Annotated in this window: 10 protein-coding genes and 6 pseudogenes; 5 read left to right on the top strand and 11 right to left on the bottom strand. The window is 56.9% G+C overall.

Translation table 11 applies throughout. The features are described from left to right. Positions 1-34: 34 nt before the first annotated feature. From rseP to rpsB, 8 genes and pseudogenes are all read right to left on the bottom strand, one after another. The gene (rseP, locus tag ACTBDU_RS06110) at positions 35-1393 is read right to left on the bottom strand and encodes a sigma E protease regulator RseP (protein WP_438805881.1); all 1359 of its coding nucleotides are present in this window, start codon (positions 1391-1393) and stop codon (positions 35-37) included. A gap of 19 nt (positions 1394-1412) precedes the next feature. Next, entirely contained in the window at positions 1413-2270 is an 858-nt protein-coding gene (gene cdsA, locus ACTBDU_RS06105) for a phosphatidate cytidylyltransferase (RefSeq protein ID WP_438805880.1), read from the bottom strand. Between the two features lie 12 nt (positions 2271-2282). Then, entirely contained in the window at positions 2283-3044 is a 762-nt protein-coding gene (gene ispU / locus ACTBDU_RS06100; protein ID WP_438805879.1) for a (2E,6E)-farnesyl-diphosphate-specific ditrans,polycis-undecaprenyl-diphosphate synthase, read from the bottom strand. A gap of 195 nt (positions 3045-3239) precedes the next feature. Then, a pseudogene (dxr, locus tag ACTBDU_RS06095) lies at positions 3240-4340 on the bottom strand (1-deoxy-D-xylulose-5-phosphate reductoisomerase). A gap of 79 nt (positions 4341-4419) precedes the next feature. Beyond that, positions 4420-4982, bottom strand: a pseudogene (frr, locus tag ACTBDU_RS06090) (ribosome recycling factor). A gap of 68 nt (positions 4983-5050) precedes the next feature. Then, the gene (pyrH, locus tag ACTBDU_RS06085; protein WP_438805878.1) at positions 5051-5776 is read right to left on the bottom strand and encodes a UMP kinase; all 726 of its coding nucleotides are present in this window, start codon (positions 5774-5776) and stop codon (positions 5051-5053) included. A 140-nt stretch (positions 5777-5916) separates the two neighbouring features. After that, on the bottom strand, positions 5917-6774 hold the full coding sequence (gene tsf / locus ACTBDU_RS06080; protein ID WP_438805877.1) for a translation elongation factor Ts: 858 nt from the start codon (positions 6772-6774) through the stop codon (positions 5917-5919). A gap of 115 nt (positions 6775-6889) precedes the next feature. Then, a complete protein-coding gene (gene rpsB, locus ACTBDU_RS06075; RefSeq protein WP_438805876.1) occupies positions 6890-7615 on the bottom strand; it encodes a 30S ribosomal protein S2 in 726 nt (241 codons plus the stop codon). A gap of 338 nt (positions 7616-7953) precedes the next feature. On the opposite strand from rpsB, the gene map reads away from it, so the two are divergent. The 4 genes and pseudogenes from map (at position 7954) to ACTBDU_RS06055 (ending at position 12785) form a co-directional block, all read left to right on the top strand. Next, positions 7954-8748 carry a type I methionyl aminopeptidase gene (gene map / locus ACTBDU_RS06070; RefSeq protein ID WP_438805900.1) on the top strand — a complete coding sequence of 265 codons (795 nt, stop codon included), beginning with the start codon at positions 7954-7956 and terminating at the stop codon, positions 8746-8748. A 114-nt stretch (positions 8749-8862) separates the two neighbouring features. After that, positions 8863-11400 (top strand): annotated as a pseudogene (gene glnD, locus ACTBDU_RS06065) ([protein-PII] uridylyltransferase). Between the two features lie 46 nt (positions 11401-11446). Next, positions 11447-12271: a 2,3,4,5-tetrahydropyridine-2,6-dicarboxylate N-succinyltransferase gene (gene dapD, locus ACTBDU_RS06060; protein WP_438805875.1), complete on the top strand. Its 825-nt coding sequence runs from the start codon at positions 11447-11449 to the stop codon at positions 12269-12271. 124 nt (positions 12272-12395) lie between these two features. Continuing rightward, a complete protein-coding gene (locus ACTBDU_RS06055) occupies positions 12396-12785 on the top strand; it encodes a DUF3461 family protein (protein ID WP_438805874.1) in 390 nt (129 codons plus the stop codon). Between the two features lie 268 nt (positions 12786-13053). On the opposite strand, the gene ACTBDU_RS06050 is transcribed toward ACTBDU_RS06055, so the two are convergent. From ACTBDU_RS06050 to ACTBDU_RS06040, 3 genes and pseudogenes are all read right to left on the bottom strand, one after another. Further along, positions 13054-13500 carry a flavodoxin gene (locus ACTBDU_RS06050; RefSeq protein WP_438805873.1) on the bottom strand — a complete coding sequence of 149 codons (447 nt, stop codon included), beginning with the start codon at positions 13498-13500 and terminating at the stop codon, positions 13054-13056. A gap of 182 nt (positions 13501-13682) precedes the next feature. Then, positions 13683-13859, bottom strand: a pseudogene (locus ACTBDU_RS06045) (tRNA pseudouridine(65) synthase TruC); the annotation flags it as partial. Beyond that, positions 13852-14174 (bottom strand): annotated as a pseudogene (locus ACTBDU_RS06040) (YqcC family protein). The pseudogenes ACTBDU_RS06040 and ACTBDU_RS06045, both read right to left, overlap by 8 nt. A gap of 361 nt (positions 14175-14535) precedes the next feature. Between ACTBDU_RS06040 and ACTBDU_RS06035 the strand changes: the two are divergent. Continuing rightward, positions 14536-15196 (top strand): annotated as a pseudogene (locus ACTBDU_RS06035) (transposase); the annotation flags it as partial.

Here is a 15196-nt window from a genome sequence, read left to right as displayed (position 1 = left end):
CGCGGTTATGCGTTTTTCCTAACATAATTTTAGGCTACCATAGCCTGGAGAAATCATTGAAAAGGGCCAGACCCATTAGCAGCACCAGCAAAATGGAGCCGATACGGTAACTAAAGTCCTGCACTCGTTCGGACAGCGGCCCTCCCTTGAGCTTTTCTATCGCCAGGAAGAGCAAATGGCCACCATCTAACACCGGTAACGGGAACAGATTGATAATCCCCAAATTGACGCTTATCAGCGCCAGAAACATCAGGTAGTAAATCAAACCATATTCCGCTGACATCCCTGCGCCCTGGGCGATGGAAATCGGCCCGCTTAGATTGTTCAGCCTAACATCCCCGGTTACCAATTTACCTAACATACTGACCGTAAGCCGCATCAGCTGCCAGGTTTTTTCGCCGGCCTGGGCCAGGGCCGGTAGCGGACCGTACTGCCGAACGGTTTTGTACTCCGCCGATAGCGGGATAATCTTTGGCACAACGCCCGCAAACCCCTCTACTTCCCCCTTGCCCACCGGGTTACTGTCGGGTTGCAGGGTGATATCCCTGGCCTCGCCGTGTCGATCAATACCCACGTGAAGTGGCCGACCGGGATTGTCGCGTACGCGGGTCACAAACAACTGCCATGCGGTGACCGGCTGACCATCGACTTTAACGATCCTATCGCCGGCTTGCAAACCTGCTTTCATCGCCGCCGAGTTCGACTGGACTTCGGCAAGCACCGGTTCGATGCGCGGACCCAGTGGAATAATACCCAGCGCCACGATCGCATCCTGCTTGTTCGGCTCAAACTGCCAGTCGCGCAAATCCAGCCTTTTCCGCTCGGCGCTTTGGGAGCCGAACAGGGCGACGCCGAGGGTGGTTTCATCGTCGCCAATCTTGTCGATAAGCTGCAGACGAACCGAATCCCAGTCAGGTGTTTCGATACCTTCAACCGACTTAAGTTCCATGCCGGGAGAAATTTCGGCCTGAGCCGCGATAGAATGCGGGGCCACTTCGCCGATCACCGGCCGATAGCTCGGCACGCCGATAAGAAATACCAGCCAGTAGGAAAAAATAGCGAAAAGGAAGTTAAATACCGGGCCGGCGGCGATAATCGCGGCACGTTGCCAGACGGTTTTGTGGTTGAACGCTTCATGACGACGTTTGGGCGCGACGGTGTCTACCCGCTCATCCAGCATTTTGACATAGCCCCCCAGGGGAATAGCGGCGATAACATATTCCGTGCCGCGTTTATCGCGCCGACGCCACAGCGCGCGCCCGAAACCGATGGAAAAACGTTCCACCGTCACGCCGCAGCGGCGGGCCACCCAGAAATGGCCGAACTCGTGCACTGTTATCAACACGCCCAGTGCCACGATAAACGCGGCAAGACTCCAGAAAAAGTGCAGCATAAGCGCTCCCAGTCCCGACTCAAATAGCGTTAAAGACCAGCAGCATCAGACAGGCGAACACCGGCACTGCGGCGGTCAGGCTGTCTATACGATCTAAAATGCCGCCATGGCCGGGGATTAAACGGCCGCTGTCCTTGATGCCGGCCTCCCGTTTGAACATACTTTCAGTTAAATCACCCAACACCGACGCCAGCGGCGCCACGATTGAGCAGACCAGTAACGTAAGCGGCGCGGCGTCAAGCGGCGCATACTTGCCAAACAGCCAGGCGATGACCGCGGAGGTGACCAACCCGCCCACCAACCCTTCCCAGGTCTTACCGGGAGAGACTTTTGGCGCCAGCTTATGGCGACCCAGCGCGCACCCGAACATGTAAGCGCCGGAATCCGCGCCCCACACCAGCACCATGACATACAATAGCCACCAGGCGCCGGTGAAGTGGTTAATATCATAATGGTGCTGACGCAGCGCCAGCATGCCCCAGAAGAAGGGCAAAATGGTCAGGATGCCGAACGCCAGCCGCAGCGGTCGGGATTCACGCCATAGCGTGGCGGAGCGAGGGTAGCACAACACTAGCAGCAGCGCCACCAGCCACCAGGCCAGGGCGGCCCACAGGGCATATTGCGCCTGCCAGACGGTCACGAACGGCCGGTAGACCGGCACGGTGAGCATCATCAGCGCCAGCAGCAGGCCGCAGAGAATGGCCAGCCAGATGCGCTGGCTGCGCGAGGCCAGTCCCGCAAGCTGGCCCCATTCCCAGGCGCTGAGCATGCACACCGCGAGGGTGACCAGGGCAAAGCCGCCCGGCGGCAACAAAAACAGTGCGGCGATAATGATGGGTATCAGGACCAAGGCAGTAATCAGGCGATACTTCAGCAAAAATCCCCCCCCCTAGGATGCGTTGGCATCATTAGGTGTTGTTCCACCGAAGCGCCGCTCGCGTTGAGCAAAAGCGTTCAGCGCACCCTCAAAAACAGCGTCGTCAAAATCCGGCCATAACACGTCTGTAAAAAACAGCTCTGCATAGGCAATCGGCCACAGCAAAAAATTACTGATGCGATGTTCCCCTCCGGTGCGGATAACGAGATTCAACGGGGCCAGCTCGTTCATGCAGACTACCTGGCACAAGGCGTCCTCATCTATCTGCTCAGGTCGCAGGATACCCTCTTGCACCCGGGCGGCAAGTTGCTGTACCCCGTGAATGATATCCCAACGTCCACCATAATTCGCGGCAATATTCAGGGTCAACCCGTCATTATTGCAGGGCAGCACCACGGAACGACGGATCCGCTCCTGCAAACGCATGCCGAAGCGCGAGGTGTCGCCGATGATCCGCAGCCGGACGTTATGCTTGTGCAGGCTTTTCACTTTGCTATCCAGCGCCCGGACAAACAGCTTCATCAGCGCGGACACTTCCAGGCTGGGTCGGTTCCAGTTTTCACTACTGAACGCATACAGCGTCAACGCGTCGAAATGGTGGCTGACGGCAAAGATTACCGCGCGGCGGACCGACTTGACGCCGGCCTGGTGACCGAAGATACGTAATTTCCCCCGGTTTTTAGCCCAGCGACCGTTGCCATCCATAATAATAGCCACATGGCGTGGTGAGGAGGAAGGCAACGCTTTTGGCTCTTGCTGATTTTCGGACGACATCACGCTTACGCATTTCCTCACTGAGAATACCACTGTCTTACCGGAACAAAGGGCCCCGAACGCGCAAAAAAGCCGTGTGCATACACGCCCTGTAACTGATTTTGCCCGGCTGGCCTTCATCGACGGGATAAGTGGCGCAGACTATATCATTTTGCCGGTCAACGAACAAATCAGCCATCGCGGCGCTCCGGCGCCTCACCGTCCAAAATGAATAACGCTCTGGCGGGCCTTTTCCCGCGCCTGGCTGTCGATGGCCAGCACTTCTTCCACGCTGTCCGGTTCAGGCAGATTGATCTGTTCCAGCACCCGCTGATTCACGGCGGCAATATCGGTAAAACGAATATCGCCGTGCAAAAACGCCGCCACCACGATTTCATTGGCGGCATTGAGCGTGGTCGTCGCCGACTGCCCCTGCTGGCTGGCGTCGACAGGCAGTTGCAGGCAGGGATAGCGTGCGGCGTCCGGCTGCGCAAAGCTCAGCGTGCCGACGCGTAAAAAATCCAGCGGCGCGACGCCGGACGGCACTCGTTTGGGGTACGCCATCGAGTGAGCGATGGGCGTGCGCATATCGGGGGATCTCAATTGCGCCGGCACGCTGCCGTCGGTGTAGCGCACCATGGAGTGAATGATGGACTGGGGATGCAGCAGCACTTCCATCTGCTCTGCCGCGGCATTGAACAACCAGCGCGCTTTGATATATTCCAGATCTTTGTTCATCATGGTGGCGGAGTCCACTGAAATCTTGTGGCCCATCGACCAATTAGGATGCGCGCAGGCCTTCTCCAGCGTCATCGTGGCCAGCGCCGCCAGCAGCGTCTGGCGAAAGAAAGGGGCCGCCGGAGCCCGTCAACAGGATACGCGACACCCCATGTTCCGCCAGGGAAGCGTAACCCAACTCACGCTGAAGTGGTTCAGGTAAACTCTGAAAAATTGCGTTGTGTTCGCTGTCCACCGGCAGTAGCTGGGCATGATGGCGACGCGCTTCGTTCATGAACAGCCGACCGCAGGTGACGAGCGACTCTTTATTGGCCAGCAAAACCCGCTTGCCGCCGCCCCCGACAGTACGGCGGTGGCGACGCCCGCCGCGGCCAGATTAGCCTTGAGCGCCCCCGCCGCGGCGTCATCAGCCATACAAGCGTAGGCGGGACCGAAAGCCAGGCACTGCTCGGTCATCAAGGCAACGTTATTGCCCGCCACCAGCGCGTGCACGGTGTATTGATCGGGATTGTGCTTTACCACCTCCAGCGTACTGGTGCCAATGAAGCCGGTACTGCCTAGAATCGTCAAATGCCGCATGAAGTTACTTTTTATACCGCGTTGAAATATGAAGGAAACGTCTAGTCTGAGACGATGGCGCCGTTTTGTCTATGGCGGCTTACACAAAAAAAGCGCCGCAGCGACAGCACCTCGCCAGGACGCTATCAAGCTTTTTAATCCAGGCGGCGGTCAGCTTCTGGATCTCGTCCTGGGAACGACGGTCTTCATCTTCACCGATGGTTTTGTCTTTCAACAGTGCCTTCACCTTGTCGTTGGCATCGCGGCGGACATTGCGCACCGATACCCTGCCCTGTTCCGCCCCGGCGCGCACGACCTTTATCAGGTCGCGGCGGCGCTCTTCGGGCAGCGGCGGCAGCGGTACGCGAATCACCGTGCCGGCGGAAGACGGATTGAGCACCAGATCGGAGGCCACGATGGCCTTTTCCACCCCGCCGGTGCCAGTGTGCGGTCAAAGACCGTGATGGCTAGGGTACGGGAATCCTCGGCAATAATATTGGCCAGCTGGCGCAGCGGCGTCAGCGAGCCGTAATAGTCGATCTGAATACCGTCAAGCAGGCTCGGGGAAGCGCGGCCCGTACGGACTTTGCTGATGTGGCTTTTGAACGCGTCGACGCATTTTTCCATGCGAATCTCGGCATCTTTACGAATTTCATTAATCACGTTGCGGACCCTTGAGACTTGGTTATCCGGGCGGACCGTGGCCGTTGGTTGCCAGGCCCCGTTATGCATTACTTGGTAATCAAGGTGCCTTCTTTATCACCCATGACCACCCGCCGTAGCGCGCCAGGCTTGTTCATATTGAACACGCGTATCGGCAGATTGTGATCCCGCGCCAGAGTGAAGGCGGCCAGATCCATGATTTTCAATTCTTTCTCCAGCACATCCTGATAGCTCAGCTGATCGTAAAGTGTAGCATCCAGATGTTTTACCGGATCGGCAGAAAAGACGCCATCCACTTTCGTCGCTTTCAGCGCGGCTTCGGCTTTGATTTCAATGCCGCGCAGACAGGCAGCGGAATCGGTGGTGAAGAAGGGATTGCCGGTACCGGCGGCGAAAATCACGACGCGGTTATTGCGCAACAGACTGATGGCTTCGGCCCAGCTGTAATTATCGCAGACGCCGTTCAGCGGAATCGCCGACATCAGGTGGGCGTTAATATAGGCGCGGTGCAATGCGTCGCGCATCGCCAGACCGTTCATCACGGTTGCTAACATTCCCATATGATCGCCCACCACGCGGTTCATACCGGCCTTCGCCAGACCCGCACCGCGGAACAAGTTGCCGCCGCCGATGACCACGCCCACCTGAATACCCAGCTCCACCAGTTCTTTCACTTCCTGGGCTATGCGGTCCAGCACGCTGGCGTCGATACCGAAACCGTCGGCGCCCTGCAGGGCTTCGCCGCTCAATTTGAGCAGGATACGCCGGTAAATGGGTTTTGCGTTGGTTACCATTTGATCTGTTCCTTGAGAGCGATTTGATGGGATGGAATTGACCTGGTGCCGCGCCCGGCTGATGAGTGCGGCACACGTCGTCTGACATTATTCCAGCTCATTAAAGCGGAACCGCCAGCAGGCGGTTCCGAACAACTTAATTAAAACTGCTTACCCATCGCGGCCACTTCGGCGGCGAAATCGACTTCAGCTTTCTCAATGCCTTCGCCCACTTCAAAACGGATGAAGCTGTTGATTTTAGCACCGTGTTCGCCCAGTAGCTGATCAACGGTCTTGCTCGGGTCCATCACGAAGTGCTGGCCGGTCAGAGAAATTTCACCGGTGAACTTGCGCATACGGCCTTCCACCATCTTCTCAGCGATTTCATGCGGTTTGCCGGACTGCATGGCGATGTCGAGCTGGATTTGATGCTCTCGGGCGACTACGTCGGCCGGGATATCATCCGCATTGACGTATTCCGGTTTGCTGGCGGCAATGTGCATGGCGACCTGCTTCACCAGTTCCTCGTCGGCGCCGGCGGCGGAAACCATGACGCCAATGCGCGCGCTGTGCAGGTAAGAACCGAGCACGTCGCCTTCCAGAACGCCGAGGCGGCGGATATTGATGTTTTCACCAATTTTGGCTATCAGCGCGATGCGCTGTTCTTCAAATTTGGCCTTCAGCGCTTCGACGTCGGTGATGCGTTCGTTCAGCGCGGCGTTGATGACCTCGTCGCCAAAGGCTTTGAAGCCGCCGTCTTTGGCAACAAAATCGGTTTCACAGTTCAGCTCGATGATGACACCGTATTTGCCGTCTTGGGCGATTTTGGTCAGAGTGACGCCTTCTGCCGCGACGCGCCCCGCTTTCTTAGCGGCTTTGGCCTGGCCGGACTTACGCATGTTGTCGATAGCCAGTTCGATATCGCCCTGAGCTTCAACCAGCGCTTTTTTGCATTTCATCATGCCTGCGCCGGTACGTTCGCGCAGTTCTTTAACCAGGGCGGCGGTAATATCAGCCATTATCTTTTCCTCGTTATTCCGTGTTGGAGATAGGTAAAAAAGAGGGCCTGATGACAGGCCCTCTAACCAACATATTTAAAACTTGGTTAATAAGGGCTCCTGAGAGCATGCCTTATTATTCAGCTTCCACAAAGCTTTCTTCAGCCTGTTCCGCCAGATCCTGAGAACGGCCTTCGCGCACGGTGGTGGCAACGGCAGTCAGGTACAGGTTGATTGCGCGGATGGCGTCGTCATTACCCGGGATAATGAAGTCTACGCCGTCCGGATCGGAGTTGGTGTCAACTATAGCGAAAACCGGAATACCCAGATTGTTGGCTTCATTGATAGCGATGTGCTCATGTTCCGCATCGATAACAAACAGCGCGTCCGGCAGACCGCCCATATCTTTGATACCGCCCAGGCTGTTTTCCAGCTTGTCCAGTTCACGAGTGCGCATCAGCGCCTCTTTCTTGGTCAGCTTCTCAAACGTACCGTCCTGAGACTGGGTTTCCAGGTCTTTTAAACGCTTGATGGACTGACGAACCGTTTTCCAGTTGGTCAACATCCCACCCAACCAGCGATGGTTGACGAAGAATTGATCGCAGCTGTTGGCCGCTTCTTTTACCGCTTCGCTTGCGGCGCGTTTGGTGCCGACAAACAGGATTTTACCTTTACGCGAGGCGATTTTGTTCAGCTCGGCCAAGGCGTCGTTGAACAAGGGTACGGTTTGTTCCAGGTTGATGATGTGAACCTTGTTACGGGCGCCGAAGATGAAGGGCTTCATTTTCGGGTTCCAGTAACGGGTCTGGTGACCGAAATGCACGCCGGCCTGGAGCATGTCACGCATGGAAACAGTTGCCATGATAAACCTCTATGTCTGTTTGGGGTTATGCCTCCACGTATCCCATACGGCCGACCCCGACCTTGTGGTCAGAGCACCCCGGCGCATGTGCCGATACGTGTGTGTAATAACACAATTGAGTTTCGTTGTAGCGATCGACGCGCGGCTTGAAAAATCCTGGCGCCTACCGTCGGCGCGCTTTTTACCATAAACCACGCACGGACTCCACCAAATGTTTTCCGAAGCTTGCGGGAAAATAATAATTGGGCAGTGCCCAGCCGTACTGATACCATTAATCCCACTCGCTAATTTAGCTTATATTATTATTGTCGACCTTGGTGCCGACTGTGGATCTCTACATGGCCATTCCTATCAAAACAGCAGACGATATTGCAAAGATGCGCGTTGCCGGCCGGCTGGCCGCCGAGGTGCTGGAAATCATTGAACCTTATATCAAACCCGGCGTTAGTACCGGCGAATTGGACCGGTTGTGCCATCAGCATATCACCGAGAAACAGCACGCCGTTTCCGCGTCGCTCGGCTACCACGGTTTTCCGAAATCGGTGTGTATTTCGGTCAATGAAGTCGTGTGTCACGGTATCCCGAGCGATGAAAAAAAGCTTAAAGAGGGCGATATTCTGAATATTGACGTCACCGTTATCAAAGACGGCTTCCACGGCGATACCTCAAAGATGTTCATTGTCGGCAAACCGATTATCCTCGGCGAACGGCTATGCCGGGTGACGAAAGAAAGTCTGTATCTGGCAATCCGCATGGTCCGGCCGGGCATCCGCCTGCGCACGCTGGGTAAAGCGATTCAACAGTTCGTTGAAGCAGAAAGCTTCTCGGTGGTGCGGGAGTATTGTGGCCACGGTATCGGCGAAGGCTTTCATGAAGAGCCGCAGGTGCTGCATTATGACGCCGACGACGGCGGTGTGGTATTGCAACCGGGAATGGCGTTCACCATTGAGCCCATGGTCAATGCCGGCGACTACCGCATCCGGACCATGAAAGACGGCTGGACGGTAAAAACCAAGGATCGTAGCCTGTCGGCACAGTATGAGCATACGATCGTGGTGACCGAGGGCGGTTGTGAGATCATGACGCTGTGCGCCGATGATACCTTGCCGACAGTAATCCACCACCTGGCCTAAAACCGCTTGCCGCCTGGCCGGACGCAGGCGAGCGTTAATTTCGCGGGCAGCCCCGGTAAGCCAGCTGGCACGCCAGGCTGCCCTACTATGCAGGGCGACCCCATGCCGAACTAAATTCTTCAATTTACCCATCTGCCGGTGCTGCGCCAGCCGTCGGTCAAACCCTCATCTCCCCTCACCTGGCCGGACGACGCCCTCAACCGCCCTTTTCTGAAAGAACGGCTGGACGAATTCCACCGCTGGCTGGCCGACGCTTTCGATCCCGGCGAGACGGCTGAAATGCTGGTAGACGCCCGCACGCTGTATATCGATCAGCTTTTACCGAGCTCTGGCACTACCACGGCCTCGCCCACGCACCTCATACCGCGCTGGTGGCGGTGTGGGTCTACGGCCGCGGCGAACTGCATCCGTTATCCGATATCAATGTGCTGGTGCTAAGCCAGGCGCCGCAGACGCCGCCGCAACAGCAGCATATCAGCGAGCTGCTGACGCTGTTATGGGATCTCAAGCTGGAAGTCGGCCACAGCGTGCGCAGTATTGCCGAGTGTCTGGAAGAGGGGCGCGCCGATCTGACGGTCGCGACCAATCTCATCGAATCGCGCTTGATTTGCGGTGATCTGGCGCGGTTTCTGACCCTGCAAAAACAGGTGTTCAGCGATGATTTTTAGCCCTCGCAGGCGTTTTTTCCCGCCAAGCTCGCCGAGCAGCAGGAATGCCATTCGCGCTATCACGGTACCAGCTATAATCTCGAGCCGGATATCAAAAGCAGCCGCGGCGGCCTGGCCTGCGAGATATCCATACCCTGCTTTGGGTCGCGCATCGCCATTTCGGCGCCACCTTGATGGATGAAATGGTGGGTTTTGGCTTTATAACCCGCGCCGAGCAGGATGAACTCAACGAATGCCAGAGCTTTCTGTGGCGCATCCGCTTCGCCCTGCATTTGGTGCTAAATCGCTACGATAATCGGCTGCTGTTCGACCGCCAGCAGGACGTGGCGCAGCTGCTACGCTACCAGGGGGAAGGCAACCTGCCGGTGGAGCGGATGATGAAGGATTTTTTCCGCGTCACCCGCCGCGTCAGCGAGCTGAACTAAATGCTGTTGCAGTTGTTCGATGAGGCGATCCTCGCCCTGGCGCCCGATGAAAAACCCCAGCCGCTGGACGACAAGTTTCAGCTGCGCGGCAACCTGATTGATTTGCGCGACGAGACGTTGTTTAGCCGACAACAGGAGGCCATTTTACGCCTGTTCTGGCAAATGGTGCGCAACCAACATATCGAGGGCATTTATTCGGCCACCCTGCGCCAGCTACGCTACGCCCGTCGGCACCTGACGGCGCCGCTGTGCACGATCCCCGAGGCGCGGATGCTGTTCATGCGGATTCTGCATCAGCCGGGCGCGGTAAAACATGCCCTGCTGCCGATGCACCGACACAGCGTGCTGTGGGCCTACATGCCGCAGTGGCGCAATATCGTCGGCCAGATGCAATTTGACCTGTTCCATGCGTATACTGTCGATGAGCACACCATTCGGGTATTGCTGAAGCTGAAAAGCTTCGCCGACGAAAGCCAGCGGCCGTACCATCCGCTGTGCGTCGAGCTGTTTCCGCGTTTGGGCCAGCGGCATTTATTGCTGGTGGCGGCGCTGTTTCATGATATCGCCAAAAGCCGCGGCGGCGATCACTCCCAGCTTGGCGCCCGCGACGTGCTGGAATTTGCGGCGCTGCGCGATTTGCCTGCCGAGGATGCCTAACTGGTGGCGTGGCTGGTGGAAAGTCATCTCGTCATGTCGGTCACCGCCCAGCGGCGGGATATTCAGAATCCGGACGTGCTGGTTCAGTTCGCCGGCGAGCTGCAGAGCGAGAGCCGCCTGCACTACCTGCTATGCCTGATGGTGGCGGATATTTGCGCCACCAACGAGACGCTATGGAACAGCTGGAAACAAAGCCTGCTGCGCGAGCTGTTCTTCGCCACCGAGAAGCAGCGGCGCCGCGGTATGCACGTATCGCCGGACGTGCGCGAGCGGGTACGCCACAACCGCCGTCAGGCGTTGGCGCTGTTGCGTATGGAGGGCAACGACGAACAGCGCCTGCAAGAAATATGGAGCCGTTAGTGTTGATAAGCCCGCTGGGACACCCGCGGTGGCACCGAAATTTTCATCCGCAACCAGGATCGCCCTTATCTGTTCGCCGCGGTCACGGGCGAGCTGGATCGCCGCAATCTCAGCGTGCACGACGCGCAGATTTTTACCAAGCGGGACGGTATGGCGCTGGACACCTTCGTGGTACTTGAGCCAGACGGCAGTTTATTGTCGTCGGATCGTCACCCGGTCACCCGTCAGGCGCTGCTGCAAATCCTGCAGGCGGGGGACTACCGCCCACCCGCGGGTGCGCTGCCCGTCCTCCGAGCTGCGTCATTTCAACGTGGACACCTCGGTGGTGTTTCTGCCTTCGCCGACCGAACGTCGCAGCTACCTGGAGCTGACGGCGCTTGCTCAGCCCGGGTTGCTGAGCCGCGTCAGCGAAGTCTTCGTCGATCTGGGCATTTCGCTGCAGGCGCGCGCATTTCCACCATCGGCGAACGGGTGGTGGACTTGTTCATTCTGGCAGACGGCGACGCTTGACAGAGGCGCTCAACCCAAACGATAAAGTGTGATACAAGTAACGTTATGAACTCCTATTGAGCCGACAGACAGGACAGGATGCAGTCATTACAGCAGATTATTGAAACCACCTTTGAGCAACGCGCGGCAATTACGCCGGCTAACGTCGACGCCGCCACCCGCGACGCGGTGAATCAGGTTATCGCCGCCCTCGACAGCGGCGCGTTGCGCGTCGCGGAAAAAATCAACGGTGAATGGGTCACCCATCAGTGGCTGAAAAAAGCGGTACTGCTCTCATTTCGCGTCGCCGACAATCAGCTGATCGAGAACGGCGAAACGCGCTTTTTCGATAAAGTGCCAATGAAGTTTGCCGGCTGGGACAGCGAACGCTTCCAGCGCGAAGGCTTCCGCGTCGTGCCCCCGGCCAGCGTGCGTCAGGGCGCCTACATTGCCCGCAACACGGTGTTAATGCCCTCCTATGTCAATATCGGCGCCTATGTGGATGAAGGCACCATGGTGGATACCTGGGCCACCGTCGGCTCCTGCGCGCAGATTGGCAAAAACGTTCACCTGTCCGGCGGCGTGGGCATCGGCGGCGTGTTGGAGCCGCTACAGGCCAACCCGACCATTATCGAAGATAACTGTTTTATCGGCGCCCGCTCCGAAGTGGTTGAAGGGGTTATTGTGGAGGAAGGTTCAGTCATTTCCATGGGCGTGTTCATCGGCCAGAGTACCAAGATCTACGATCGCGAGACCGGCGAAGTGCATTATGGCCGCGTACCGGCCGGGTCGGTGGTCGTATCTGGCAATTTACTCTCCAAAGACGGGCGTTATAGCCTTTATTGCACGGTAATAGTGAAAAAGGTCGACATTAAAACCCGCGGTAAGGTGGGTATCAATGAGTTATTACGTACTATCGACTAATATTACCCACGGCGGTAGCGTTCGCGCCCGGTCAGTACGGCGGTAAATCCGGCCGTAAGTCACAGCTTATGACGCCTGACGGCGTCATAATTTTACCCATACCGCACATCACCAGGGGACGAGCATGTACGATAATCTGAAAAGCCTTGGCGTTAATCATCCGGACGATATCGACCGCTACAGCCTGCGCCAGGAAGCCAATAACGACATCCTGAAAATTTATTTCCGCCGTGACAAAGGGGAATTTTTCGCCAAAAGCGTCAAATTCAAATATCCCCGGCAACGTAAAACCGTGGTGTCGGACAACGCGGCGGAAGGCTACCGGGAAATCAATGAAATCAGCCCCAATCTGCGCGATGTGATCGACGAGCTGGATCAAATTTGTCTGTGCGATCAGACCGAAGTGGATTTGAAGAACAAGATCTTGGATGACTTGCGCCACCTGGAAAGCGTGGTGTCCAATAAAATTGCCGAGATCGAGGCCGATCTGGAAAAATTGACCCGGCAGAAATAACTAGCCGTACGGGCGGCACTCGCGCGCGTCAGGGACCATAGAGGGCGCCGCCGGCGCCGGTACCCAAGCCTGGGTACCCGGTACCGCATCCCTGCTCGCGGTAATCGACACGGCATCGCCGCCCGTTATTTAACGGGCGGCATCGGGCTACAGGTCTGCATCGGTTTACCGCCCAATGCCCTCCCGCCGTAACACAACGCCTACTGCCGCGTTGCTCTCGCCACAGCACGATGCATGCCGGTATAGCACAGCCGCCCGGCGTGAGCGCCTATAACAATGCGCCCCACTCCGCCGCCCAGCGACAGGCCAGCGTTTCCGGCTCGGGATACTCCACGGTATCGATCTCCAGCAGACTGCCCACCCGCCTGGCCCCCTGCTCCTGTAGCAGCGCATCAAAGGCGTGCCCTGCGCCGCAAAAGGTATCATAACTACTGTTGCCCAGCGCAATAACGCCATAGCGCAGCGCCGGCTGATGCCCCAGCTTATCCTTCACCTGCTGAAATAGCGGTACGATATTGTCCGGCAATCTTCCCTGTCCGGTGGTGGAAGTAATAATGAGGATCACCCGTTCGGCATACGCCTGCCACTGCTCAAGGGCGCTATCCTCAAACAGCGTCACCTGATGGCCCTGCTCTGTCAGAACCGACTCCACTTCTTCAGCGGTCAACAACGCGTTACCGTAAACCGTACCGACAAAAATACCTATCTGCGCCATAGCGCTCGACTCCCCTAACCTATGTCGTGTAATCAAGGGTTTTATCCTGACTCGAAGGCCCGGCAAACTCAACCCTTTCATATGCAGGGAGAAGGCCGCGCCAGCCGAATTGTTCCATTAATTGCTGCCAACTGTCGTCCCAGCGAGCATTAATGACCAGCGGCTTGCCGGTAACCGGATGCGCCAGCCTGTGGGCGATCCAGCCGGTGCACGGTAAACATGTGCCGCCCCAGCATGTCGCGCACCGTCTGCATCACCACCACTTTTTCCTTGTGATCTAGCCAACTGCGGTGGACCAGCCAGCCGGCCGGTTTATTGACCGCCACCAGGTACTGATCCTGGTAACATATCTCAATTATGCGCGTCACCGCCCAGCAAACAATCAAGCTGGCGTAATTGCATCAATAATGCGATTGCCTCGGGCAGTGCCTCTTCAAAATACGGCGTCAGGGGGGAAACGTTCCGGCAATGGCGCGTCGCGATCCAGGAGCGCATGCATGCGCGGCAGCAAAACCCATTGCAGCCACTGCTGTGCTTCCATGGTGTCGATGCAGAACGGCTTCACGCTGTCGAAGGCCGCGCGCTCCGGTGGCTGTGGGCTGCCATATTTCAGCGTCGTGCATGGCCTGCTCAATGTCGAACAGCCGCTGACGAACCTGTTGATGTAACATCATCTGATCCTCCCCCGGCGCCGGACCCGCCGGCGCCGTCAATGCAAAGCCGCAAAGAATATCATCACCGCGGTGCCAGTGCTAATTATGGTCGCAAAACGCGCAAGAGAGGAAAACTCGTTGACAGAACGCAAACAGTTTTATTGTCAAGAGTGATGATTTCTTTGGGAAAAACGGCCGCGTTATTCACCCCAGCGATTCCCTGCTACCGCGCTTTGCTTACGCACGTGTCGGCGCCATGACGGCCCCATTTTACCCTTCTTTCACCGGAAACGGCGTCAAAGAAAAGGGGTGTAGTGGCGCACTGAATTTGCCCACCTGAACAGAGGTGATATGCTCACCTCAGAACAACACGGGTGCACCAATGAAAAGAAGAAATTTTAGTCCTAAATTCAAACGCGAATCCGCTCAACTGGTTGTCGACCAAAATTACACTGCCGCGCCAGCAGCAAAAGCCATGGACGTCGGCCTTTCTACGATGACGAAATGGGTAAAACAACTGCATGATGAGCGACAGGGGAAAACGCCAAAAGCCTCTCCCATAACCCCGGCACAAATCGAAATACGTGAGCTCAAGAAGAAGGTACAACGCATTAAAATGGAAAACGAAATATTAAAAAAGGCTACAGCGCTTTTGATGTCAGACTCCCTGAATAGTTCTCGTTAATCGGGAAACTTAGAGCGCGTTATCCTGTGGCCACACTTTGCCACGTGTTCAGGGTTTATCGCAGCAGTTACAAATACTGGGAAAGTCGGCCTGACAGGCCAGACGGCAGGCGAACGGTATTGCGCAGTCAGGTTCATAAACTGCACAGTATCGCCATGGTGCAGCTGGCGCGAGAAGTATCGCCACCATGGCAACCCAGAGAGGCTTCCAGATGGGGCGCTGGCTCGCAGGCAGGCTCATGAAAGAGCTGGGGCTGGTCAGTTGTCAGCAGCCGACGCACAGGTATAAGCGTGGCGGTCAGGAGGATGTTGCGATCCCGAATTATCTTGAGCGCCAGTTCGCTGTAACGGAGCCAAAC

The organism is Sodalis sp. (in: enterobacteria) (genome assembly GCF_051710625.1).
Taxonomy (GTDB): Bacteria; Pseudomonadota; Gammaproteobacteria; order Enterobacterales; family Enterobacteriaceae; genus JBPESN01.
The sequence above is the reverse complement of the archived record's forward strand: the minus strand, read 5'-3'. Positions and strand labels throughout refer to the sequence as shown.